The organism is Acidovorax sp. GW821-FHT09B03, from assembly GCF_059418305.1.
In genome coordinates, this window is the sequence record NZ_JBWKPP010000001.1 from 523,834 (window position 1) to 547,555 (window position 23,722).

The following is a 23,722-nucleotide window of genomic DNA, read 5'->3' on the forward strand; positions in this document are numbered from 1 at the left end:
CCGTGTGCGGGTGCTCGTGGCGCCGGGGACGCGGTGGCGGCCGCTTGGGCGCTCAGCTGCGGTGGCGTGGCAGGCGCACGGCGACCTCGGTGCCCTGGCCGGCTGCGCTGTGCAGCGCAACGCGGCCCTGGTTCTGCTCGACCAGGGTGCGCACGATCCACAGGCCCAGGCCCGCGCCGTCCTGCCCGGCCACGCCGGCGCTGCCCTGCCAGCCGCGCTCGAAGGCGCAGGACTGCTCGGCCTCGCCCATGCCGGGGCCATCGTCGGTGACCCGGATGACGATGCTGTCCTCCGTCTCGGTCGCACAGAGGGTGACGGTGCTCCCCGATGGGCAGTACTTGACGCAGTTGCCGATCAGGTTGCACAGCACGCGCAGCAGCTGGGCATAGTCCACGAAGACCTCGCCCGCCTGTGCGGGCACCAGGTGCAGGTGGATGCCGGCGCGCTCGGCCACCATGCCCATCGCGTCTGCCGCATCGGCCAGCAGCCGGGCCGGTGCGATGGTCTCGCACAGGGTGCGTTCGCGGCTGTCCACGGCATGGGTGGAGAGCAGGTCCTCGACCAGGCGCTTCATGGAGGTGATGGCGCCTTCGATGCGCCGGATGGCCGGCAGCGAGGGGGCGTGGCCGGCGCGGGCGAGCACGCTGGTGTTCAGGCCCATCACCTGCAGGGGCGAGCGCAGGTCGTGCGCGACCACGGCGAGCAGTTCTTCGTTGGCCTTGGCCAGTGCATGGGCGCGTTCGGCATTGGCCTCGGATTCCCTGAGCGCGCTGCGCAGCTGGATCTCGCGTGCAGCGGCCCTGGCGAGCTGCACCAGGGTCTCGATCTCGGTGTCCGTCCAGCTGCGCGGCTGGTTGTCGATGACGCAGAAGCTGCCGATGGGCTGGCCATCGACGATGAGCGGCACGCCCACGTAGGCGCGCACGCCCAGGCTGTTGACCGTGGGCACGGCGCGCCACAGCGGGTCGGCATGGGTGTCCTCGATCACCAGCGGATCGGTGCTGGCAATCGCGTAGTGGCAGAAGGTGCGGCCATGCATCTCGCGCGCAGCGGCCAGTTCCTGCGGAAAGCCGTGGGCGCTTTTGTAAAAATCGCGCTCGGCGTCGACGATGGACAGGAAGCTCGCGGGCGCGCCGACCAGGTTCACGGCCAGGCGGCTCATGGAGTCGAAGGTTTCCTCCGTCGGGCTGTCCAGCAGCGCAACGCTGTGCACGGCCGCCAGCCGGCGGGGGTCGGAGACGAGGGGGTCCAGGTGGGCCACCAGCTCCTGCGGGGCGATCGGCATGCCGGTCCTTTGCGCCACGGGGCTCGCTGGGGTCCGAGGCAGGGCGCGCATCAGGATCCGGGCCGCACCACACCGGCCGGCCCCGTATTGTCGCCCACCCCGGGATTCGGGGTGGGAAGCCCGCGTGCTCAGCCCGCCTGCGCCGGGATGGGCGCGCGCATGCCCGCGTTGATCAGGTTCCAGGCGTTGATGACGCCGATGGCAAAGCCCAGTTCGGCGATCTCGGTGTCGTTGAACTGCGCCTTGAGCAGGGCGAACTCTTCGTCGCTGGCGTCGCTGTGCGGCGTGGCGGTGATGATCTCGGCCCAGCGGAAGGCGGCGCGCTCGCGTTCGCTGAAGAAGGGCGCCTCGCGCCAGCCGGCCACGGCGTTGAGGTGGCGTGGCTCCATGCCGTCCTTGACCAGGTAGGTCCAGTGCATGTCCATGCAGTAGGCGCAGCCGTTGATCTGCGAGACGCGCAGGAAGACGAGTTCGGCCAGGCGGGCGCCGATGCTGCCCTTCTTGACGGTCTCGGACAGGTTCACGAGGCCCATGAAGGCCTTGTTGGCGAGCTGGTGGTAGGGCAGGCGGGCGGTGTGCTGGGTCATGGTGAAAACTCCGTTTGGTGGGTGATGAAGGGTTGGAACTGGAAGGCGCCGGGCCTTTCGTTGCCTTCCATACCCATCATGACGCGTGGGCCGGTGCCGTTGTGACAGCCGGGCGCAAAAAACTTTCTCTCAGTTCTCCACAGCGCTGCGCGTCACCCGCATCGCATGAAACTGGCACGGCCAAGGCCAGTGCCCCCGTGCAAGGGCCGCCAAGCCGCGTATGCGGCGCTTCGCTTGCGTGCACTGGGGGCGTCCCCCTCCCGCATTGCGCGGCAATGCGAGAGAGGGGTGAAGGCGCGAAGCGACTCAGGGGGTGTTCATCAATCGAGTGTGAGCGGGATGCCCGTGAGCTTGTCCGGGTTGCGGATCGCATAGATGGCGACGATGCGCTCGCCGTCGGTCACGATGGCCTGGGCCGATTCGAGCCGGCCGTCGATGTAGCGCAAGAGGCCCGGCTCGCCATTGATGAGCACGGTGCGGTAGACCACCTGCTCGGCCATGCGCCGCCACTGCGCCCAGAACAGGTTGGCGATGCGGAAGGCCCCCACCAGCGGGTGCGGGAAGGACTGCACCTTGCCGCCGCCGTCGCCGATCAGCATGGCGTCTTCGGACAGCAGGGCCTCGATGGCATCGCGCTGGCCGCTGTGGGCGGCCGCGATGAAGCGTTCGAGCAGCTGGTGGTGCACCTTGCGCGGCACCTCGAAGCGGGTGCGTGCCTGCTGCACGCGCTCGCTGGCGCGGTGCACCATCTGGCGGCAACTGGCCTCGGTCTTGCCCAGCTGGGCGGCGATCTCGGGGTAGTCGTAGTCGAAGACCTGGCGCAGCAGGAAGGCGGCGCGCTCCTCGGGGCCCAGGCGTTCGAGCACGTAGAGAAAGGCGACCGAGAGTTCACCGGCCAGTTCGGCGGCGGATTCGGGTGTGCGCTCATCGAGCTGCTCCACCAGCGGCTCGGGCAGCCACCAGCCCACATAGGCCTCTCGCTCGGCCTTGGCGGCGCGCAGCCGGTCGATGGACAGGCGCGTGGTCACCGTGACCAGCCAGGCCTCGGCCGACTGCAGGGCGGTGGTGTCCGTGCCGCTCCAGCGCAGCCAGGCGTCCTGCACCACGTCCTCGGCGTCGGCGCGCACTCCCAGCATGCGGTAGGCGATGCCGAACAGGCGCGGGCGCAAGGTGGCAAAGGTATTGTCGGCCTCAGGGGCCAGGGGTGGTGCGGTCATGGTCGGGCTCCAAGCGTAGTTTGGTCGATAACCAGACGTGCCAGGGGTCCGCTGTGTGACAGTTCGGCCGCGAAAAAATCAGAGCCTGCGGCGCAGCGCCTCGAAGAACAGCTCGGACTGCAGGCGTTCGCCCATGGACTGCTCGCTCACGTGCTGCGCCAGGGTGGCGCTGGCCGGGGCCAGGGGGCGGCCGGTGGATTGAGCCAGCACCTGGGCCATGCAGGCGCGCTCCAGGTAGTAGAGGTCGTCGTAGGCGTAGTCGATGCGATCGCCACAGACGACCACGCCGTGGTTGCTCAGGAAACCGATGTCCGCCGCGCGCAGCACGCCCGCGATGCGCTCGCCCTCGCGCACGTCGAGCGCGAAGCCGTTGTAGTTCGGGTCCACGGCCGTGCGGCCGTGGAAGCGCATGGCATTCTGCGAGAGCGTGGTGTCGAGCGCCCGGTCGGTGGTCAGCGTGAGTGCCGTGGCGTAGGGCATGTGGGTGTGCAGCACGCAGGCCTTCTGGCACAGGCGGTGGATGGCGGCGTGGATGAACATGGCCGTGGGTTCCACCGCGTGGCGGCCGGCCAGGCGCTGGCCCTGTTCGTCGATGAGCACGATGTCCTCGGCCTGCACCTCGCTCCACATCAGGCCGCGCGGGTTGAGCAAAAAGCGCCCCGAGCGGTCGGGCAGCTCCACGCTGAAATGGTTGCACACACCCTCGGACAGGCCATGGTGGGCGGCGGCGCGCAGGGCCAGGGCCAGGTCGTCGCGCAGCTTGCGAACGGTGGGCGAATCGAAGTCGAGGGTGGGTGCAGTCATCGGGGTTCCTGGGGGCGTGGGTTCCTCCATTGTCATCCGTGCAACGGGCGTGCCATCCATTCGGACTGGGCCTGCAGCACGCTGGCCGGGCTGCGGCCGGTGATGGCCTGGTAGACACCCGGGGCGGTGGCGCCCTCGGTGCTGATGAGCAGCACGCGTGCGTCCGGGCCCAGGCCGGCCTGGGCCGCCAGTGCCGGGTCGGCCATGAGGGCGGTGAGCCCGGCCAGGCCCGCGGCGCCCGATTCGCCGCTGAGCACAGGCACATCACCGGCAGTGCCGCTGGCCAGGGTGCGCATGGCCGCTTCGGCCTGGGCATCGCCCACGGTCATGAACAGGTCCACCGTGGGCTGCAGGAAGCGCCAGGCCAGGGGCGAGGTCTCGCCGCAGGCCAGGCCCGCCATCACCGAATCCACGCTGCCCGTGGCGCGGGCCGGCCGGCCGGCGATGGCGCTTTGCAGCAGGCAGTCGGCCTGCTCGGGCTCCACGGCGATGAAGCGGGGGCGTGCGGCGCCATAGCGCTCCCACAGGGGCGCCACGACGCCTGCGGCCAGGCCGCCCACGCCACCCTGCAGCAGCACATGGGTGAAGGGGCTGGCGCCATCGGCGCGCACGGGGACCTGTTCGAGCAGTTCGTCGACCAGGATGCCGTAGCCCTGCATGACGTCGCGCGGGATGTCCTCGTAGCCATCGTACGAGGTGTCTGAGACCACCCACCAGCCGTGGGTGCGGGCCAGGCGCTCGGCCTCCTGCACGGAGTCGTCGTAGTTGCCGGCGATGCGCACGACCTCGGCGCCCAGGTCGCGGATGGGTTGCTCGCGCTCGGCGCTGACGTGGGCATGCAGCACGATCACGCAGCGGCAGCCGATGCTCTGGGCCGCAGCGGCCAGCGCGCGGCCGTGGTTGCCGTCGGTGGCGCTGATGGCGGTGAAGTCGGCCAGCGCGTCGGCATGCCGGCCCGCGAGCAGGTCGGCCGGGGCCCATCCTGCCCCGGGCCACTGGCGCTGCACCAGGCGCACCAGGGCCACGGGCGCGCCCAGCACCTTGAAGCTGGCCAGCGGCGAGCGCACCGATTCGTCCTTGAGGGATAGCTGGCCCAGGCCGAGCTGGCGCGCCAGGTGGGGCAGGGCGTGCAGCGGTGTGCTGCCGCGGCGCAGCTGTGCCCAGCCGGCCAGCCACTGGCGGCTTTCGCGGGCGGTGGCGAGGTTCATCACGCGCTGCAGGGCGGGGTCGTAGGGGCGGCGCGTGGCCGCAGGGTTGGTGAACAGCATGGGTGGTTTTCCGGGCTCAGGCATTGAGGGGCAGGCGCACGCGCGCGATCTCGGCGAAGTAGCGTGCGCCTACCGGCAGCACAGCGTCGTTGAAGTCATAGGCGGCGTTGTGCAGGGGCACGCCGCCGGGCGTGCCGGCTTCGCCGTTGCCGATGAACATGAAGGCCCCGGGGACCACCTGCAGGAAGGCGCCGAAATCCTCGGAGATCATCATCGGCGTGACATTGCGGTCCAGGCGCTCGGCACCGATCACGGCTTCGGCGGCCGCGCTGGCCACCTCCACGCAGGCCGGCCAGTTCACGGTGGGGGCGAACTCGTGCGTGTAGCTGAAGCGGCAGGTGGCGCCGTGGGCCGCGCAGATGCCTTCGCAGATCTCGCGCATGCGCTTTGCCAGCAGGGCCTGTACCGCGGGCGAGTAGCTGCGCGTATCGCCCTTGATCGTGACATGGGTGGGCAGGGCGTTGCGGATGCCGTCGGTGGTGAACTCGGTGCACGAGACCACGGCGGGTTGGCTCGGGTCGACCGAGCGCGCCACCACGGTCTGCAGCGCGAGCACGATCTCGGCGCCGACGACCAGCGGATCGATCGCCATGTGCGGGCGTGCCGCATGCCCGCCACGGCCGGTGATCTCGATGGCGAAGTTGTCCTCGCTGGCCATGATGCCGCCGCTTCGGATGGCCATGTGGCCGGCCGGCATGCCGGGGATGTTGTGCGCGCCGTAGATCTCGTCGACCGGGAAGCGCTCGAACAGGCCGTCGGCCATCATCGCGGCGGCGCCCCGGCCATGCTCTTCGGCGGGCTGGAAGATGAAGCGCACCGTGCCGCAAAAGTCGCGGCGCTCGGCCAGCAGCTGCGCGGCGCCGAGCACCATCGCCATGTGGCCGTCGTGCCCACAGGCATGCATGCAGCCGGCGTTCTGCGAGGCATGCTTGCGGCCGGGTGCGGATTCGCCCAGGGCCAGGGCGTCCATGTCGGCGCGCAGGCCGATGGCGGGGCCGCCGTCGCCCACGCTGAGGCTGGCCACCACCCCCGTGCCGCCGATGCCGCGCTGCACGTCGAGGCCCAGGGCCGCGAGGTGGCGCGCCACGTAGTCGGCGGTGTCCACCTCGTTGAAGCCGGTCTCGGGATGGCGGTGCAGGTGGTGGCGCCAGCGCACGAGCTGCTGGTCGAAATCGGCTGCGGTGGTGATGGTCATGGCGTGCGTCCCGGTTGTCGGATGGTTCCTACGCATTGTTGGGGTGGGCGCCCGGTTGAAACCACCGCAATACGGCGTTCAATGAGGGATCTGTCTCACAATTTGGAGAAGAGTGATGCATTTGTCCCATCGTCCTTTGGTATCGTGGGCGGGCCCATGAACCTTGACCGCCTGGACATCCAGATCCTCAACCTGCTGCAGGAAGACGCCTCGCAGCCGCTGCGCGTGCTGGCCCGCAAGGTCAACAGCTCGCCGGCCACCTGCCAGCGGCGCATTGCCATCCTGCGCGCTGCGGGCATTCTGCTCAAGCAGGTCGGGGTGGTGAACCGGCAGCGCGTGGGGCGCGCGCTCACGGTGTTCGTGTCGGTGGAGCTGGACAAGCAGAACGATGCGCTGCTGCGCAACTTCGAAGCCAAGATGGCGGCGCAGGACGATGTGATGGCCTGCTACGAGGTCTCGGGCGAGTTCGACTTCCTGCTGATCATCAACTCCGCGTCGATGGAGCGCTACCACGCGTTCACGCGCGAGGTGTTTTTGTCGAACAACAACGTGCGGAACTTCAAGAGCACGTTCGCGATGAACTGCTCCAAGTTCGAGACCCGGGTGGCGCTGGACGTGCCGCCGGAAGTCGACAAAGATGACGACGAGGAGGACTGATTAGGCCGAGGGGCGTGTCAGGTCTTCGAGCCGCGTCAGGAAGGCCATGGCTTCGCGCGTGCTGCCTGCGCACATCTCGGCCGAGGGCTGCAGGCCGCTGCAGACGGCGGGGCGCTCGGGCTGCCCAAAAATAAGGCAGCGTGCGTCGTCCCCGAGCTGGATGCAGCGCACGCCCGCCGGCTTGCCCTGCGGCATGCCGGGGATCGGCGAGCTGATGGAGGGGGCGGTGCAGCAGGCACCGCAGCCCGATCTGCACTGCATGAGTTGCTATCTATTCAATAGCTAAAGATCAGGCATTCAGCCTGGCCGAGGCCCAGAGCACCTGGTCGACCACGGCGCGCACGCGCTCGCGGTGCACCGCCTGCACCAGGGCGCCCGCTTCGTCGAAGGCCGTGCTGGCTTGGCCCAGGGCAAAGGCCTTGGGTGCGAGCCAGCACTCCAGGTTGTGCAGCAGCGGTGCCAGGTGGCTTTGCGAGCGCAGGCCGCCCAGGCCGCCGTTGGAGGCGCTGAGCATGCCCACCACCTTGCCGCGGAAGGGCTTGGTGCCGTCCTGCCATTCGGGGTTGCCGCTCACGGGGCTCGATGCCCAGTCGATGGTGTTCTTGAGCAGGGCGGTGTAGCTGCCGTTGTACTCGGGCGAGCAGACGATCCAGGCCGGGTGCGCCCACAGCACCTGCTTGAGGCGCACCACGTCGGCCGGCGTGCCCTGGGCTTCGAGGTCGGCGTTGTACATGGGGATGTCGTAGTCCGACAGCTCCAGCAGCGTGACCTCGGCGCCGGCCTCGCGGGCGATCGCGGCGGTTGCGTGGGCCAGGCGGCGGTTGAACGATTGCTGGCGCGTGCTGCCGGCGAAGACGAGGAGCGGGTTCTTGTGCATGGCTGGATTGGAGCACAGGCGCCAGGCAGGATTCCTGCAAGCGCAGCCTGGCGGTCGGCCCGGGGCGGTGCCAGCCGCCACACCAGGGTGACCAGGGCCGCGACGAAGGCGGCCAGACTGAGCAGGGCGCGCCAGAGGTTGGCCGCGTTCCAGCGCGCGCGCACCTGGGCCCAATCGGCGGGCAGCACCTGCGGGTTCCAGGCCTCGGTGGTCGCGTTGAGCGGCAGGTTCACCTGCTGGGTGAAGAAGACGATGCCCAGCAGGTAGGCCAGCAGCACGGCGGCCAGCGTGGGCCACCAGGCTTCGCGGCGCCGGGCCCAGCCGGTGGCCAGGGCCAGCGCGCACCACAGGGGCGGGCCGAAGAACAGCGCAAAGAACAGGCTGTGGCGCACGTTGCGGTTCAGGGCCGACTGCACGGTGGCGTAGGTCGCGCCATCCATCTGCAGCATGGCCAGGTTCACATTGGCGCTGTAGGTGCCGAAGAAGCCGGCCATGAGCCCGAGCCACACCACGGCCAGGAAGTGGGGCGCCACGGCGATGGCGGAACGGGGGTGGAAAAAAGCGGTGGCAGGCATGGCAACCACTGTGCCGGCCCCGGTGGGCCCGCGCCTTAACCTTTGATAAGGCCCATATCACTGCGCACGCGCGAGAGCGTGACATCGGTGACGCCCAGGTAGGACGCCAGGTGCCGCAGCGCGATGCGCTGCGGCCAGTCCGGGTGCTGGGCCAGCAGCCGGGCATAGCGCTCGCGCGCGCTCAGCTGCAGGAACTCCTGCTCGCGCTGCATCTTGCCGTCGAGCAGGGCGCACAGGACCCGGTGCTCCAGCGCCGCCCAGGGTACCCAGCCATCGGTGGGCGTGGCGGTGCCCCATGCGGGCAGGGGCAGCGCCCACACCCGGCTGTCTTCCAAAGGTTCCACGTGGAACATTGCGGGCTGCTGTCGCAGGCTCGGGGTGATGGGCCAGAACAGGGCGCCGTCGAGAAAGAAGTTCTTGTTGGCCTCTGCTCCGTCCCGGTCCACGAGGTACAGGCGCAGGGCGCCTTGCTCCACCCACCACAGATGGCGCCATGGCTCGCCGGCGCGCAACAAGGGCTGGCCCTTGGCGAAATCGGCCGGCCGGGCACTTGCCCACCACGCTGCCACCGGTACGGGCGGATCGCCCACCAGTCGGGTGAGAAAGCGGGTCAGAGGGCTGTCGGCAGACACGGTGGGCGCAAAGTGGGAAAATCCCGGGTTGCCCGCCGGGGCAGGGTGCAGGCTTGCACCTTTGCACCCGGGCGGGGCCGGTGCGCACGGCAGGCCCAGGCGGGGCCCGCCTCCATGCGTCGTGCCGGGATTTTTGATTATCGGGCCCGACAGGCCCCGGAGCGCTCCCATGTTGTACCCCCAGGAATTTGATGTGATCGTCGTCGGCGGTGGCCATGCCGGCACCGAGGCCGCGCTGGCGGCCGCCCGCATGGGCAGCAAGACGCTGCTGCTCTCGCACAACATCGAGACGCTGGGGCAGATGAGCTGCAACCCCAGCATCGGCGGCATCGGCAAGGGCCACCTGGTCAAGGAGGTGGATGCGCTGGGCGGTGCCATGGCCCTGGCCACGGACGAGGGCGGCATCCAGTTCCGTATCCTCAACAGCTCCAAGGGACCGGCCGTGCGCGCCACGCGCGCCCAGGCCGACCGCATCCTCTACAAGGCCGCCATCCGCCGCATGCTGGAGAACCAGCCCAACCTGTGGCTGTTCCAGCAGGCGGTGGACGACCTGATGGTGGAGGGCGACCGCGTGGTGGGCGCCGTGACGCAGGTGGGTATCCGCTTCCGCTCGCGCACGGTGGTGCTCACGGCGGGCACCTTCCTCGACGGCAAGATCCATGTGGGCCTGAACAACTACGCGGCCGGCCGGGCAGGGGACCCGCCCGCCGTATCGCTGTCGGCACGCCTCAAGGAACTGAAGCTGCCCCAGGGCCGCCTGAAGACCGGCACCCCGCCGCGGCTGGACGGGCGCAGCATCGACTTCTCCAAGTGCACCGAGCAGCCCGGCGACGGCATGCCCGGCGGCGTGAACGAAGGGGCCGTGCCGGTGTTCAGCTTCATGGGCAATGCCGCCATGCACCCGCGGCAGATGCCGTGCTGGGTGACGCACACCAACGAGCGCACGCACGACATCATCCGCAGCGGCTTCGACCGCAGCCCCATGTTCACGGGCAAGATCGAGGGCGTGGGCCCGCGCTATTGTCCCAGCGTGGAAGATAAGATCAACCGCTTTGCCGACAAGGACAGCCACCAGATCTTCCTCGAACCCGAGGGCCTGACCACGCACGAGTTCTACCCCAACGGCATCAGCACCAGCCTGCCGTTCGACATCCAGTACGAGCTGGTGCGCAGCATGCCGGGCCTGGAGAACGCGCACATCCTGCGCCCCGGCTACGCCATCGAGTACGACTACTTCGACCCGCGCTCGCTCAAGAGCAGCTTCGAGACGCGCCAGATCGAGGGCCTGTTCTTCGCCGGCCAGATCAACGGCACCACGGGCTACGAGGAGGCCGCAGCGCAGGGCCTGTTCGCGGGCATCAACGCCGCCCTGCAGTGCCGCGGCGATGCACCCTGGCTGCCGGGCCGTGACGAGGCCTACCTGGGTGTGCTGGTGGACGACCTGATCACCAAGGGCGTGAACGAGCCCTACCGCATGTTCACCAGCCGGGCCGAGTTCCGCCTGCAGCTGCGCGAGGACAATGCCGACCTGCGCCTGACCGAGATGGGCCGCAAGCTGGGCCTGGTGGACGATGCCCGTTGGGATGCCTTCAGCCGCAAGCGCGACGCTGTTTCACGTGAAACAGAACGCCTCAAGGCCACCTGGGTGAACCCACGCAGCCTGCCCGCGGCAGAATCCGAGCGGGTGCTGGGCAAGAGCATCGAGCACGAGTACAACCTGTTCGAACTGCTGCGCCGCCCCGATGTGGGCTACGCATCCCTGGTGGGCATGGACGGGGGCAAGTACGCCTCGGCCGATGTTTCACGTGAAACCCTGGGCGCCTTGAGTGAATCCGTGATCGAGCAACTGGAGATCGCGGCCAAGTACTCGGGCTACATCGACCGCCAGAAGGACGAGGTGGAGCGTGCGGCCCACTACGAAAACCTCAAACTGCCCGAGGACCTGGACTACATGCAGGTGGCGGCACTGTCGATCGAGGCACGCCAGATCCTGACGCGCCACCGGCCCGAGACGCTGGGCCTGGCCTCACGCATTTCGGGCATCACGCCCGCGACCATTTCGCTGCTCATGGTGCACCTCAAGAAGGGTGCGTTCCGCGGTATTGCCGGTGCACGTACCCATGCAGAACCCGCTGCGCACTGAGCCGCCCATGCGGGGCAACAGGGCAGGGCGTCGGGCGCGGCAACGGGGCGAGCTGCTGATGGTGCGCACCGTGGCCGTCGTGGCGGTGCTGTTGCTGCTGCTGGGCATTCCCCTGTGGATGAAACACGAGCGTGACAAGCGCGCCGCCCCGCCCACCGCCAAGGTCAGCGCAGTCGCGCCAGCGGCCCGGGCCACGGTGGCACCCGCGTCCGCCGCGGCACCCGTGGCCGCCCCGGCCGCATCCGGTATCGGCCACGGCCTGACCTTTGCGGTGGTGGCAGACGACGCCAAGCAGCCGGCCGAAGTCGCGCGCCTGGGCTGTGCCGGTGAACCCCGCGCGACCGACCGGCCCTTGAAGGATGACCACCCGTGCAACCACCAGCAGGGCGACACCTCGTGCCGCGTGGTGCTGCCCGTGCTGTGCATCCAGCCCGGTACGGCTGCCAAGCCTGCCGGAAGTGCGGAGGCCAGCTTGGCCGGTTGGACCGGCGGCATGCTGGCACCCACCCAACCCGTGATGGGCGCCATCCTGACCTCGGCGGCCCTGGCGTCGGCCCGGTGCGAGCAGGAGCTGGGCAGCGGCTGGCGCATGGCCGATGTGAAGGATGGCCTGGACAGTGGCAGCATCGTGGGCCTGCGCACCACCAACACCACCCTGGGCCAGGGTACCCGCTACTGGGTGCAGATCCAGGGCCAGCCAGCCAATTGCTGGAACAGCACGGGCTCCTGAACCTGCCAAGCGCCATGGTTCCACGTGGAACCATGGCCTGCCTATCGAACAATGGAAATGCCGCTCCCCATGAACACCCCCTCCGCCACGACCCAGGCGTTTCGCCCCACGCTGCTCTCGGCGGCCGAGCAACTCGGTGTGTCCCTCTCGGACGCGCAGGCCGATGCCCTGCTGTGCTACCTGGACCTGATCCAGAAATGGACCAAGGTCTACAACCTCACGGCCGTGCGCGACCCCAAGGAGATGCTCACCCACCACCTGCTAGACAGCCTGGCGGCGGTGCCGCCGCTGCGCCGTGCGCTGGCGCAGGCGGCCTTGCCGCCAGGGCAGGGGGCCCGCCTGCTCGACGTGGGGGCCGGTGCCGGCCTGCCCGGTGTGGTGATCGCCATCTGCTGCCCAGACGTCGATGTGAGCTGCGTGGACACCGTGGCCAAGAAGGCGGCTTTCATCCAGCAGGTGGCGGTGTCGCTCAAGCTGCCCAACCTGCGCGGCGTGCACGCCCGGGTCGAGAACCTGGACGGACCGTTCGATGTGGTGACCAGCCGGGCCTTTGCCTCGCTGGTGGATTTCACCACTTGGTCGCGCCAGGCTCTGGGCCCGCAGAGCGTGTGGCTGGCCATGAAGGGCAAGCACCCGGCCGAGGAAATCGCGGCGCTGCCAGGCGATGTGCGGGTGTTTCACGTGGAACCATTGACCGTGCCGGGGCTCGATGCGGAGCGTTGCATCGTCTGGATGCGGCCGGCATGACCGGTATCCGGTAAAAAGGGGGCGGGGCCCGCGCACGGGTCGCGTAAACTCGCCGCTCGCTGGTCATTTTGTTGCTGCGGTATCAGCCAGCCTCGCGGTTCGTCTTCCCCTGGGGGTTCTCATGTTTGGCATTGCGGATTACGGCGCCTTCGTGGCGGCCATCGTGTTGTTCCTGGCGATTCCCGGTCCGGGCAATCTGGCGCTCATCACCTCCACCAGCAAGGGCGGTATCCGGGGCGGCCTGGCCGCCACCCTGGGTGTGATCGCCGGCGACCAGGTGCTGATGTGGGCGGCGGTGGCCGGCGTGGCCGCCTTGCTGTCCACCTACCCCGCGGCCTTCCATGCCGTGCAGTGGCTTGGCGCCGCCTACCTGGCCTGGCTGGGCTTCAAGATGCTCACGGCCAAGCCCGGTGCCCAGCCCATCCTGAACATCGAGCCGCGCCACTATTTCAAGCAGGCCGCGCTGATCACGCTGCTCAACCCCAAGGCCATCGTGTTCTACATGGCCTTCTTTCCGCTGTTCGTCGACCCGGCCCGCCACCAGGGCCTGCTGACCTTCGGCGTGATGGCGGCCACCGTGGCGGCCCTGACCTTTGCCTACGGCCTCATCGCCGTGCTGCTTACCCACCACCTGGCGGAGCGCATGCGCGCCAACCCCACCGTCGGCCGCGTGCTCGAAAAAGTCGCCGGCGTGTTCCTGATCGGCTTCGGCATCAAGCTGGCCATTTCGAAGTAAACAAGGCATCCAACCCCATGGCCCAGATCTTTTGCATTGCCAACCAGAAGGGTGGCGTCGGCAAGACCACCACCACCGTCAACCTGGCGGCCGGCCTGGCGAAGATCGGCCAGCGCGTGCTGATGGTCGACCTGGACCCCCAGGGCAATGCCACCATGGGGTCGAACCTGGACAAGCGCAAGCTCGACCTCACGGTCTACGACGTGCTGCTCGAGTCGGCCTCGGTGCGCGAGGCGGCCGTGCTGAGCGAAAAGTGCGGCTACCACGTGCTGGGTGCCAACCGCGAACTGGCCGGTGCCGAGGTCGAACTGGTGGCGCTGGAGCACCGCGAAAAGCGCCTCAAGGCGGCGCTCGCCGAGGCCGATGCGGACTACGACTTCGTGCTCATCGACTGCCCGCCGTCCCTGTCCATGCTGACCTTGAACGGCCTGTGCTCGGCCCATGGCGTGATCGTGCCCATGCAGTGCGAGTACTTCGCGCTCGAAGGCCTGACCGACCTGGTCAACACCATCAAGCAGGTGCATGCCAACCTCAATGCCGACCTGCAGATCATCGGCCTGCTGCGCGTGATGTTCGACCCGCGCATCACCTTGCAGCAGCAGGTGAGCGAGCAGCTCAAGGACCACTTCGGCGACAAGGTGTTCAACACCGTGATCCCGCGCAACGTGCGTCTGGCCGAGGCCCCTAGCTACGGCCTGCCGGGCGTGGTGTTCGACCCGCTGGCCAAGGGCAGCCAGGCCTTCATCGAGTTCGCGCAGGAGATGGTCGAGCGCGTGCAGAGCATGAAGGCGCTTGGCAAGAAGCCCGCGGTCGTCTGACCGGGCACTGGGTCGATTGCTATCAAATTCATAGTATGAATTCACCTTCCGACACCGTGCTGGTGCTGCCCGGCTGGCAGAGCTCCGGCCCCGAACACTGGCAGAGCCGCTGGGAGGCGCTGCACGGCTTTCACCGCGTGGAGCAGCACGACTGGATGCGCCCGCTGCGCGGCGACTGGACCGCGCGGCTCGAGGAAACCATAGTCGACGCCCCCGGCCCCGTGGTGCTGGTGGCGCACAGCCTGGGCTGCATCCTCACCGCCTGGTGGGCCGCGCATTCATCCAACACCCATCGGGTGAAGGGGGCGCTGCTGGTGGCACCCGGCGATGTGGAGCGCGAGGACATCGCCGGCTACCTGCCGGGCTGGTCGCCCATCGCACGCCAGCCGCTGCCGTTCCCTGCCGTGCTGGTGGGCAGCCGCAACGACCCGTACTGCAGCTTCGAGCGCGCCGAAGGCATGGCCCGGGCCTGGGGGGCGCGCTTCATCGACCATGGCGAGCGCGGCCACATCAATGCCGAATCGGGCCTGGCGGACTGGTCCGAGGGCCTGGCCCTGCTGGCCGGGCTGCGCGAGCCGGCCTGATCGACCATTCCTCCCATGTCCAAGATCAATCTCCCAGAGACGGCGCAGACCTTTCCGCAGGCCTGGACTTCGCGCATCGTCGGCCGCGCCGCGGGCGCCAACGTCAAGGTGCTGCGCATGGACGACGGCGCCTACCCCGACGAATCGCACGACTTCGACGAAGCCCTGCTCGTGATCGAAGGCTGCATGCGCCTGGACCTGCAGGGCCAGGTCACCGAGGTGCAGGCTGGCGAAGTCTTCATCGTGCCCGCTGGCGTGCCGCATGCGGTGGCGCCGGGCAGCCATGGCACCTTGGTGATCATCGACCAATGACGGTGGCGCAGCGCCGCCCCTGATTCCCAGAACACAGAACAAGAAAGCTTTCTCACCATGGTCACCAAAAAACCCAAGGGCCTCGGACGCGGCCTCGAAGCCCTGCTGGGCCCCAAGGTCAGTGAAGCCACCGAGCAGGCCCAGGCGGCCGATGCCGGCCTGCCCAATACGCTGACCCTGGCCGAGATGGTGCCCGGCATGTACCAGCCGCGCACGCGCATGGACGAGGGCGCGCTGTACGAGCTGGCCGAAAGCATCAAGGTGCAGGGCATCATGCAGCCCATCCTGGTGCGGCGCCTGGCCGATGGCGAGAACGCCGGCAAGTACGAAATCATCGCCGGCGAGCGGCGCTTCCGTGCCGCGCGCCTGGCCGGCCTGGACCGCGTGCCGGTGCTGGTGCGCGACGTGCCCAACGAGGCGGCGGCCGCGATGGCGCTGATCGAAAACATCCAGCGCGAGGACCTGAACCCGCTCGAAGAGGCCCATGGCCTGCAGCGCCTGGTGCGCGAGTTCGGGCTCACGCACGAGCTGGCCGCCCAGGCCGTGGGCCGCTCGCGCAGCGCCGCGAGCAACCTGCTGCGCCTGTTGAACCTGGCCGAGCCGGTGCAGACCATGCTCATGGCCGGCGATATCGACATGGGCCACGCGCGCGCGCTGCTGTCACTCGAGCGCGCGGCGCAGATCACGGCCGGCAACCAGATCGCGGCCAAGAAGTTGTCGGTGCGCGAGGCCGAAGCCCTGGTCAAGAAGATCGGCGCCGAGTTCAGCCTGGTGCCGCAAAAGCCCAAGAAGGAAAAATCGCGCGACCTGCGGCGCGTGGAGGAAGAGCTGTCCGACCTGCTCATGGCCGAGGTCGAGGTGCGCGTGAAGAAGCGCGTGAAGCGGGCAGGGCGTGTGGAAGACATGGGCGAGCTGGCGATCCAGTTCGGCTCCATCGAGGAACTCAACGGCTTGATCGAGCGCCTGCGCGGCTGAGAGCGGCTAACAAAACTCTTCTGGCGTCGTTGCCGCGTCTTGTCGTACTAATCGTACTGCCTGCGACGCAGCGCCTAGCCAGAACCGCTTCGCTGAGTTTTGTTATCCGCTCTGGGCGGTGCCTGTTCAGGGCGCACGGGCCCCCTGGCACGGGGCCACGTGACAAAGTGCACACAATCGTGCTGCGGTGGCCTGCACAGGCGTGTTGCGGTGCGCCATGCCGGCCTACACTGCGCTCCATTCCATCCCGGGGCATGTGCACCGGGGGAGTTCCGGAGAGTTCCATGCCCCGCGCAAGCCGCCTGCCGTCACCGCATTCCGCCGCCCTGGCAACAGGACTTGTGGGCATGGCCGTTTGCGCGATTTGGGCGCAGACTGTGCGCCTGATCGTCTCCGGCTCCGTCCCATCCCTGCACGGCCTTACGGGCCTGTAATGCATATGCCACTGCGCCTGCTGCCCTGGCCTCTCCCCGCGCTGCTGGCGTGGGCGGGGGCATGGCTGCTGTACCTCAGCCTGCAGCGGGCCGTGCCGCCCGTGGCGGCGCTGGTGGCAGCCAGCCTGCTGGGCACGGCGGCCAGTGTGCTCGGGGCCACCTGGTGGCGGCGTGGGCTGATCGCGCTGGGCTTCCCGCTCTCGCTGGCGCTCACCGGCATGGCCAGCCTGCCGGCCTGGGCTTGGCTGGTGCCGCTGGCGCTGCTGCTGCTGGTGTACCCGCTCAACGCCTGGCGCGATGCGCCGCTGTTCCCGACACCGCACCACGCGCTGCAGGCCCTGGCCGTGCAGGCGCCGGTGGCGCAGGGCGCACGCGTGCTCGATGCCGGCTGCGGCGTGGGCGACGGGCTCATCGCCCTGCGCCACGCCTACCCGCATGCCCGCCTGGAGGGGCTGGAGTGGAGCTGGCCGCTGCGCCTGGCCTGCGCGCTGCGCTGCCCCTGGGCCCAGGTGCGCCGCGGCGACATGTGGGCCGCCGACTGGAGCGGCTACCAGATGGTCTACCTGTTCCAGCGCCCCGAAAGCATGGCCCGCGCCGCCGCCAAGGCCCAGGCCGAGATGGCCGCCGGCGCCTGGCTGGTGAGCCTGGAATTTGCCGTGCCCGGCCTGCTGCCCAGCGCCCAGTTGCGTGCGCCCGGCGGGCGGGTGGTGTGGCTCTACCGCCTGCCGCTGCTGCTGGACAAGGGGGCCTGAAATGCACCGCTACAACTGTTTTCCCAGCCCGCTGCCGGTTACAGAAAAGATACATCCTTTTGCTACATTGCGCCCTGGCTACAGACCACACAAGAACCTAGAAATTCACAGCCACAGGGGGCTTGCAGCAGCAGCAGCGAGGACCAGCGCCAGGAGGGAGCGCTCGGACCTGCACAGCCTTCCTTGTCCGGTCGACTACCTCCCTCGCCAGCGGCATGCCGCGTGCGGCACCCCTTGCGGTGTCCGCCGCAGCATTCCTGTTGCAGGGGCGCGTCGCCGGGGTTTTCTGGTGAACACCCGATCCATTTGCAAGGAGTATTCATGACAACCCGACCCCAATTCCGTCCCCGCCTTCTGTGGGTGCTGGCGCTGAGCGCCGCCCTCACGGGCTGCGCGACGATGCAGAGCCACGACAAGCTCGCCACGGACGTGCAGGGCGCCGGCCGCAGCGGCGGCATTCCCGCGGCCATCGCCCAGCTCGAGTCCACGGCCAAGACCGAGGACGAGAAGACCGCGCTGCTGTTCAACATGGAGCGCGGCGAGCTGCTGCGCATGGACCGGCGCTATGCGGACAGCACGAACGCCTTCCTGCTGGCCGACGTGAAGGTCAAGGAATGGGAAGACACGGCCAAGAGCAACCCGCAAAAGCTCATGGGCACCGTGGGTGCGGCGCTGATCAGCGAGCGCCTGAAGGCCTATGAAGGCCAGGACTACGAGAAGGTCTGGCTGACCACGCGCCTGGCGCTCAACCGCGTGGCCGTGGGCGACGTGGAAAACGCCCGCGTGGACATCAAGCGCACGCACGAACGCGAAGCCATCATTGCCGAGTTCCGCTCCAAGGAAACCCTGGCGGCCGAGCAGGAAGCCAAGTCCAAGGGCGCAAGCTCGGGCGGCAAGGAGCTCAACGGCTACCCCGTCGAGACCTTCAACGACCCCGAAGTGCTGGCATTGAAGAACGGCTACCAGAACGCCCTGAGCCACTACCTGGCCGGCTTCCTGTACGAGATGCTCAACGAGCCGGGCCTGGCCGCGCCGGGCTACCGCAAGGCCATCGAGCTCAAGCCCGAGACCGGTGTGCTCGAAGAAGGCCTGCGTGGCCTGGACAGCCGCACCAGCTTCACCTGGAAGCGCCGCCAGCGCATGACCGACGTTCTGTTCGTGGTCGAGGCCGGTGACGCCCCCGCGCGCAAGCCCCGTGCCTTCACCCTGCCAGTGCCCGTGGGCAGCCGCTGGACCACGGTGAGCGTCTCCTACCCCGTGATCGAGCCCTCGCGCGACGCGCTGCTGACCAACCTGTCGGCCGCCGGCACGGACTTCAAGCTCGAAAAAGTGGTCGACGTGAACGTCATGGCACGCCGCGCCCTGAAGGACGAAATGCCCGGCATGGTGCTGCGCGGCTTCACCCGCGCCGTCGCCAAGGGCGTGATGCAGGACCAGCTGCAGAAGAAGGGCGGCCTGCTGGGCGGCATCGTGGGTGCCGTGGCGGCTTCGGCCACCGAACAGGCCGACGACCGCATGTGGCGCATGCTGCCCGGCCGCGTCTACGTGGCCCGCGGCTACCTGCCACCCGGCGAGCACACCGTGACCATCAACGGCCGCGCGCTGCCCCAGCCCGTGAAGGTCGACGGCCAGTACGCCCTGGTGCCCCTGCGCCTGTACGAGAACAGCGTGCTCATGGGCGACGTGGCATCGGTCGGCCAGCTGGCCGCCGCGTCCTCCACCGCTGCCGTGGCGCCAGCGGCCGTCGAGGTGCCTGCATCGTCCACCAAGACGATCTCCACGACGACGACCACCAAGACGACTACCACCACCAACCGCACGCGGCCTGCGGCCAAGCCCGCGCAAGCGCCCGTGACCCCGGCCAAGAACTGACCTGAAGACCGTTTTCCAAGGAGTTTGATCCATGACTATCCGCACACACCTGACCGCCCTCGGCGTCGCCGTGATGGCACTGACCGGCGCAGCGGCCCATGCCCAGCTGCACGACCCCGCGACACCGATCGCCGTGGCCTCCAAGGTGGCGCTGCGCGGCGAAGCCAACAGCATCGCGGTGCGCGAGATGCGCATCGTGCGCACCAACGACATCCTGGTGGTGCAGGCCGACATGGCCAACATGGGCCGCACCGACCGCACCGTGTTCTACCGCTTCAAGTGGCTGGACCAGGTGGGCAACCAGGTGGGTGACGGAGAGTCGTGGAAGCAGATGAGTGTGCTGGGCCTGGGCCAGCAGACCGTCAAGAGCGTAGCCCCCACCAGCGCCGCAGTCGACCTGCGCCTGGAAATGAACGTAGAACCGCGCTGAACCCCACAGCGCCGACCGGAGAACACACCATGCAACACAACAGCAGCATCCAGCGCACCGCGCTCATCCTGGCCTTCGCGGCCAGCACCCTGGCCCTCTCGGCCTGCCAGAACCTGTCCTCGCCCACCGTGCGCTTCGACCGCCAGGTCAACTACGGCGACGCCAAGGCCGTGGAACTGGTGACCAACGAGTTCGGCTCCACCGACCTGCAGATGATTGCCGAGAAGATGACCGGCGGCCTGCTCGAGACCGGCATCTTCCAGGGCCGCCCCACGGTGACCATCTCGACCGTGAAGAACAAGACCAGCGAGTACATCGACACCACCAACGTGATGAACTCGATCCAGACCGCGCTGGTCAAGTCCGGCAAGGTGCGCTTCGTGCGCTCCATCAACGAGATGCAGCAGGGCGTGGACGAGCTGCAGCGCCAGAACCAGAGCGGCCTGTACAAGCAGGGCACCACCGCCAAGGTCGGCCAGATGACGGCCGCCAAGTACAGCATGGAAGGCGAGCTGACCAGCATCGTCAAGCAGAGCAACTCCACCAAGGACGTGTACTACAAGTTCACGCTCAAGCTGTTCGACGTGCAGGAAGGCACCGTCGAATGGCAGGACGAAAAAGAAATCCGCAAGACCAGCAAGCGCTGATCGACCGCGGCACTGAAAGGACCTCACCATGCAACGCAGAACCACCCTCGCGGCCGCACTGTCCGTGCTGGCCGTCACCGCCCTGACCTGGAGCGCTGGCGCCCAGGCCCAGAATGCGGCCCCCAAGATCGCCGTGACCGACCTGGCTTACGCCCAGCAGGTTTCGGAGTACTTCGTGGCCGGCGCCTACCAGCGCAGCGCCCAGATGAGCGCCGGCGGCAGCGCCAGCCACGGCATGTACGGCGGCTCGGGCAGCCACTCCATGCAGGCCTCCGAGCAGGCCAGCGGCACCTTCGTGGCCGGCCGCTACAGCTACATCGAGCAGCGCGAGCTCGGCGGCTACACCAACGACATCAAGGGTGCGATCCTGCAGGGCACCTACTTCCGCCTCGTGCAGAGCAAGGGCTTCGATGCCGGCAAGCCGCAGAACAGCAAGGCCGAGCAGGTGCTCAACCAGGTGCAGACCGGCAAGATGGCCACGCCCCAGGCCCAGAACCAGGTGGCCAACGTGGTCGCCCGCATCAAGAAGGGCGAGTTCGCCGGTGCCGACTACGTGCTCTTCGGCGTGGTCTCCAGCATCAACTTCACCGATGCGCTCTCGCCCCTGCAGGGCACGACCAGCGCCACGCGCCAGTACGGCCTGCAGCTGTTGACCGACTTCTCGCTGATCAACACCCGCACCTACGAGATCAAGGCCGCCTTCTCCGCGCAGGGCGAAGGCAACGACACCAAGATCCTGTCCAACCGCGGCGACATCGCCCCGCCCAACCGGGCCAAGGTGATGCGCGAGACCTCGCAGAGCCTGGCGCAGGACGTGTACGCGCAGCTGGCCACCCAGCTGGGCTACACCGATGCCCACCTGGCGCGCGGCGTGCGTCCACCGCCACCCCCCGTGGTCTACCAGGGCGGTGGCCAGCCGGTGCCCGTGCCCCAGCAGCCCGACCAGGTGCTGATCCTCAAGTGAGCTGCGCGGGTTCCCTGCAGCCATGATGGGCCGCATGCGTACCGCCCTGAAGGCCAGCCTTGCGCTGGCCTTTTTCGTGGCCGGCTGCGCTGCGCAGCCGGGGCCTGAGGCTGCTGCGGATGCCACGGCCTTCGCCCCCCATCCGCTGCCCGGGGTGGGAGAGGCGCGCATGCAGGCCCTGCAGCGGCCCGCGCGCACCGCGCCGCTGCGCTACCGCGTGATCGTGGTGCCCGGCTCCGGCTGCGCCGGCATGGGGCCGCTGGCCGACCGCTACTTTGCCGGCCTGCTGCATGCCGAGGTGCTGGTGCTGCACAAGCCCGGCGTGGCGCCCGGTGCGCGCACGGCGGCCGGCGCCTGCGCTGCCGATTTCGTGCAGGCCGACCGCCTCTCGGCCTGGCGCGGGCATGCCCGTGCCGCGCTGCGTGCCGATGCCCGGGAGCGCCAGGCCCGCGGCTTGCCGGCGCTGCCCCAGGTGCTGGTCGGCATCTCCGAAGGGGCCGAACTGCTGCCCGCGCTGGCATCCGAGGTGCCCGGGCTGGCGGGCCTGGTGCTGCTGTCCGCGAGCGGGCTCGACCCGCGCGAGGCCGGTGCCCTGCAGGCGCAGCGCCTCGGGGCCGGGGCCGACTGGGAGGCCCTGGGCCGCCTGCAGGCCGACAGCCGCCTGCCCGACAGCGCGCCCGCACAGGGCCGCAGCCTGGGCTACTGGCGCGACCTGTGGCACTGGCCGCTGGCCCGGCCCCTGCGCGACGGGCCCTGGCCGGTGCTGCAGGTGTGGGGCGGTGCGGATGCGCTGGTGCCGCCTGCGGCCTTCGCGCAAGGGGCGCAGCGGGCGCAGGGGCGCAAGGCGCCCTGGTGCGCGCGCGAGCTGCCCGGTGCCGACCACGGGCTGCAAAGCCCCGGGCGCGACGGCGTGCAGCAGCTGTGGGCCTGGCTGGAGCAGTGGGCGCGCGAGCCGCAACAGGGCCTGTGTGCGCCCCTGTCGCGCTGAGCCGAGTTCAGGGCACCGTGTAGATCAGCTGGAACTTGGCGTTGCTCAGCATGTCCGCCAGGCTGGTGCCGTAGCCCAGGAAGAACTGCGTGCCGCGCAGGCCGCTCACATTGACCAGTTCCAGGATCGGCACGGTCTGCGAGGCCGTCAGCGTGCCCTGCCAGGCCGGCGCTGGCGTCGAGGCGCCGTTGAACAGCGTCCAGCCTTGCGGCGACAGCACCGCCAGGCCCACGCCCGGCACCGAGGCCACCACATAGACCACACCGCCCTGGCCCACGTCGCCCGATGCGGGCTGCACGCGCCCGGTCAGCCGCAGCGACTGTACCGTGCCCTCGGTCGTGCCTGAAAAGCTGGCCGGTGTGGTGGGCCCGGTGCCCGGCGCGGGCGGCACGCGCCCGCTGTCGGCGCTGAAGCCCGCGCGCGCGGCGATGGGCGCGAGGTCCACCGCCTCGAAGGCCGTGTGCGGCACGGTCTGCACCTGGGTGATGGTCGCGTCCTGCCACAGCCGGCTCGGGTCGCCCGTGATGTACATGTCCGAGCCGCCGTCGGCGATGTACATGCCGTAGCGCTTGAGCGCGTTGAGGATGGCCTTGGCCTGCGCCGTGTAGCTGTCCGGCACCACGTAGTCGGCGCGCAGGCGGAACAGCTGGCCCATGGGCGGCTTGGCGGCCGAGGCATCGCCGTTGCGCGTGAGGTGGCGCGCCGGCCAGGTGTAGCTCGTGCGGATCTTGCTGCTCTGGATGGTGAAGCGCAGCGCATGCTGGATCTCGCCGGTGCTGGCCTCCTCGGCACGCAGCAGCAGCGGGAAGATCGGAAAGCCTGCCGCGTCCGACGAGGTCCAGCCCGCGGGGCGCAGCGCGTTGGAGCGCAGGTCGAAGGCGGCGCTGCTGTAGATGTCCCAGCCGCCGTCGGCACGGGCATAGCTCAGGTAGCTCTCCCACAGCGTGCAGGTGTCGGTGTCCACGCTGAGGATGTGGTGGTCGTTGTAGACCGCCTTGTTGCTGCTGATGCCGCCTTCCACCTTGGGCTGCAGCGGGAAGGGCAGGCGTGCGGGGCTGGTCAGGCCCGTGCAGGGCCGCGCCAGGCTGCCGTCGGCGCGCGCGCAGTCGCTCTCGTCGGGGGCTCCGTCGGCATCGAAGTAGACCGCGGGCCAGGTGATCTTGCTGCCCTGCACCACGTTGTACGGAATGCCCCAGTACTCGGTGCTGGCCATGTCCTCGCTCTGGCCCAGGTCCAGGTGGAGGCGCCGGCTACCGGTGCTGATGGTTTGCAAAAAGGCCGCCGATTGCGGATGCACCGGCAATTGGTCGATGCGGGTGTTGAACACATGGTCGGCCGGCAGCACGGGGCAGGGCCCCACGGTGGGTGCGGCCACGGCAGCGCTGGCGAGCAGTGCCAGCGAGGCCAGCAGGGCGAAGGTGGGGCGGGGCATGCGTGTCTCCTGGGATCTCGCCAGGATGCTGCCACGGCTTGTTACAGCGTGGCGCGCGCAG

General features: G+C 69.0%; 25 protein-coding genes and 1 pseudogene. 15 read left to right on the forward strand and 11 right to left on the reverse strand.

Features of this window, described 5'->3' with window-relative positions:
- Positions 1-52: 52 nt before the first annotated feature.
- From AC07PA_RS02385 to AC07PA_RS02410, 6 genes are all read right to left on the reverse strand, one after another.
- Positions 53-1,285: a GAF domain-containing sensor histidine kinase gene (locus AC07PA_RS02385; protein ID WP_494603466.1), complete on the reverse strand. Its 1,233-nt coding sequence runs from the start codon at positions 1,283-1,285 to the stop codon at positions 53-55.
- 128 nt (positions 1,286-1,413) lie between these two features.
- Positions 1,414-1,872 carry a carboxymuconolactone decarboxylase family protein gene (locus tag AC07PA_RS02390; RefSeq protein ID WP_494603464.1) on the reverse strand — a complete coding sequence of 153 codons (459 nt, stop codon included), beginning with the start codon at positions 1,870-1,872 and terminating at the stop codon, positions 1,414-1,416.
- A gap of 320 nt (positions 1,873-2,192) precedes the next feature.
- Complete coding sequence (locus AC07PA_RS02395; RefSeq protein WP_494603462.1) at positions 2,193-3,089, reverse strand: RNA polymerase sigma-70 factor; 897 nt, start codon at positions 3,087-3,089, stop codon at positions 2,193-2,195.
- 78 nt (positions 3,090-3,167) lie between these two features.
- Positions 3,168-3,893 (reverse strand): aldolase, encoded by a 726-nt coding sequence (locus tag AC07PA_RS02400; protein WP_494603460.1) that lies wholly within the window; start codon positions 3,891-3,893, stop codon positions 3,168-3,170.
- Positions 3,894-3,925: 32 nt separating this feature from the next.
- Positions 3,926-5,161, reverse strand: a complete 1,236-nt coding sequence (locus AC07PA_RS02405; RefSeq protein ID WP_007857042.1) for a diaminopropionate ammonia-lyase — start codon at positions 5,159-5,161, stop codon at positions 3,926-3,928.
- A 16-nt stretch (positions 5,162-5,177) separates the two neighbouring features.
- Positions 5,178-6,356 carry a M20 aminoacylase family protein gene (locus AC07PA_RS02410; protein ID WP_494603458.1) on the reverse strand — a complete coding sequence of 393 codons (1,179 nt, stop codon included), beginning with the start codon at positions 6,354-6,356 and terminating at the stop codon, positions 5,178-5,180.
- A 156-nt stretch (positions 6,357-6,512) separates the two neighbouring features.
- Here AC07PA_RS02410 and AC07PA_RS02415 point away from each other — a divergent pair, with 156 nt between their 5' ends.
- The gene (locus tag AC07PA_RS02415; RefSeq protein WP_494603456.1) at positions 6,513-7,013 is read left to right on the forward strand and encodes an Lrp/AsnC family transcriptional regulator; all 501 of its coding nucleotides are present in this window, start codon (positions 6,513-6,515) and stop codon (positions 7,011-7,013) included.
- On the opposite strand, the gene AC07PA_RS02420 is transcribed toward AC07PA_RS02415, so the two are convergent.
- The 4 genes and pseudogenes from AC07PA_RS02420 to AC07PA_RS02435 all read right to left on the reverse strand — a co-directional run bounded on the left by AC07PA_RS02420 (position 7,014) and on the right by AC07PA_RS02435 (position 9,097).
- Positions 7,014-7,274, reverse strand: coding sequence for a YkgJ family cysteine cluster protein (locus AC07PA_RS02420; protein ID WP_007857039.1), 261 nt, complete (start codon positions 7,272-7,274; stop codon positions 7,014-7,016). It abuts the gene before it with no gap.
- A gap of 28 nt (positions 7,275-7,302) precedes the next feature.
- Entirely contained in the window at positions 7,303-7,890 is a 588-nt protein-coding gene (locus AC07PA_RS02425; RefSeq protein WP_494603454.1) for an NADPH-dependent FMN reductase, read from the reverse strand.
- 113 nt (positions 7,891-8,003) lie between these two features.
- Positions 8,004-8,465, reverse strand: a pseudogene (locus AC07PA_RS02430) (anthrone oxygenase family protein); the annotation flags it as partial.
- 35 nt (positions 8,466-8,500) lie between these two features.
- A complete protein-coding gene (locus AC07PA_RS02435; RefSeq protein ID WP_494603452.1) occupies positions 8,501-9,097 on the reverse strand; it encodes a Crp/Fnr family transcriptional regulator in 597 nt (198 codons plus the stop codon).
- A 169-nt stretch (positions 9,098-9,266) separates the two neighbouring features.
- Between AC07PA_RS02435 and mnmG the strand changes: the two genes are divergently transcribed.
- The 14 genes from mnmG to AC07PA_RS02505 all read left to right on the forward strand — a co-directional run bounded on the left by mnmG (position 9,267) and on the right by AC07PA_RS02505 (position 22,229).
- The gene (gene mnmG / locus AC07PA_RS02440) at positions 9,267-11,240 is read left to right on the forward strand and encodes a tRNA uridine-5-carboxymethylaminomethyl(34) synthesis enzyme MnmG (protein WP_494603450.1); all 1,974 of its coding nucleotides are present in this window, start codon (positions 9,267-9,269) and stop codon (positions 11,238-11,240) included.
- A 7-nt stretch (positions 11,241-11,247) separates the two neighbouring features.
- Positions 11,248-11,970: a hypothetical protein gene (locus AC07PA_RS02445; protein ID WP_494603448.1), complete on the forward strand. Its 723-nt coding sequence runs from the start codon at positions 11,248-11,250 to the stop codon at positions 11,968-11,970.
- A 69-nt stretch (positions 11,971-12,039) separates the two neighbouring features.
- Positions 12,040-12,717 (forward strand): 16S rRNA (guanine(527)-N(7))-methyltransferase RsmG, encoded by a 678-nt coding sequence (rsmG, locus tag AC07PA_RS02450; RefSeq protein ID WP_494603446.1) that lies wholly within the window; start codon positions 12,040-12,042, stop codon positions 12,715-12,717.
- A gap of 121 nt (positions 12,718-12,838) precedes the next feature.
- Complete coding sequence (locus tag AC07PA_RS02455; protein WP_007857032.1) at positions 12,839-13,453, forward strand: LysE family transporter; 615 nt, start codon at positions 12,839-12,841, stop codon at positions 13,451-13,453.
- 17 nt (positions 13,454-13,470) lie between these two features.
- Positions 13,471-14,271, forward strand: a complete 801-nt coding sequence (locus AC07PA_RS02460; RefSeq protein WP_007857031.1) for a ParA family protein — start codon at positions 13,471-13,473, stop codon at positions 14,269-14,271.
- Positions 14,272-14,306: 35 nt separating this feature from the next.
- Positions 14,307-14,855 carry an RBBP9/YdeN family alpha/beta hydrolase gene (locus tag AC07PA_RS02465; RefSeq protein WP_494603443.1) on the forward strand — a complete coding sequence of 183 codons (549 nt, stop codon included), beginning with the start codon at positions 14,307-14,309 and terminating at the stop codon, positions 14,853-14,855.
- A gap of 15 nt (positions 14,856-14,870) precedes the next feature.
- Complete coding sequence (locus AC07PA_RS02470; RefSeq protein WP_145694186.1) at positions 14,871-15,167, forward strand: cupin domain-containing protein; 297 nt, start codon at positions 14,871-14,873, stop codon at positions 15,165-15,167.
- Between the two features lie 57 nt (positions 15,168-15,224).
- On the forward strand, positions 15,225-16,142 hold the full coding sequence (locus AC07PA_RS02475; RefSeq protein WP_007857027.1) for a ParB/RepB/Spo0J family partition protein: 918 nt from the start codon (positions 15,225-15,227) through the stop codon (positions 16,140-16,142).
- 433 nt (positions 16,143-16,575) lie between these two features.
- Positions 16,576-17,328: a class I SAM-dependent methyltransferase gene (locus AC07PA_RS02480; RefSeq protein WP_145694187.1), complete on the forward strand. Its 753-nt coding sequence runs from the start codon at positions 16,576-16,578 to the stop codon at positions 17,326-17,328.
- A 321-nt stretch (positions 17,329-17,649) separates the two neighbouring features.
- A complete protein-coding gene (locus AC07PA_RS02485; RefSeq protein WP_007857024.1) occupies positions 17,650-19,200 on the forward strand; it encodes a COG3014 family protein in 1,551 nt (516 codons plus the stop codon).
- Between the two features lie 31 nt (positions 19,201-19,231).
- Positions 19,232-19,630, forward strand: coding sequence for a YcfL family putative periplasmic lipoprotein (locus AC07PA_RS02490; protein WP_494603440.1), 399 nt, complete (start codon positions 19,232-19,234; stop codon positions 19,628-19,630).
- A 29-nt stretch (positions 19,631-19,659) separates the two neighbouring features.
- A complete protein-coding gene (gene lpoB, locus AC07PA_RS02495) occupies positions 19,660-20,277 on the forward strand; it encodes a penicillin-binding protein activator LpoB (RefSeq protein ID WP_007857022.1) in 618 nt (205 codons plus the stop codon).
- A gap of 28 nt (positions 20,278-20,305) precedes the next feature.
- Complete coding sequence (locus AC07PA_RS02500) at positions 20,306-21,241, forward strand: hypothetical protein (protein WP_145694189.1); 936 nt, start codon at positions 20,306-20,308, stop codon at positions 21,239-21,241.
- Positions 21,242-21,275: 34 nt separating this feature from the next.
- Complete coding sequence (locus AC07PA_RS02505) at positions 21,276-22,229, forward strand: alpha/beta fold hydrolase (protein ID WP_494603437.1); 954 nt, start codon at positions 21,276-21,278, stop codon at positions 22,227-22,229.
- 7 nt (positions 22,230-22,236) lie between these two features.
- Here the strand turns inward: AC07PA_RS02505 and AC07PA_RS02510 are convergent, their stop codons facing one another.
- The gene (locus tag AC07PA_RS02510) at positions 22,237-23,661 is read right to left on the reverse strand and encodes a hypothetical protein (protein ID WP_494603435.1); all 1,425 of its coding nucleotides are present in this window, start codon (positions 23,659-23,661) and stop codon (positions 22,237-22,239) included.
- Positions 23,662-23,722: the final 61 nt, after the last annotated feature.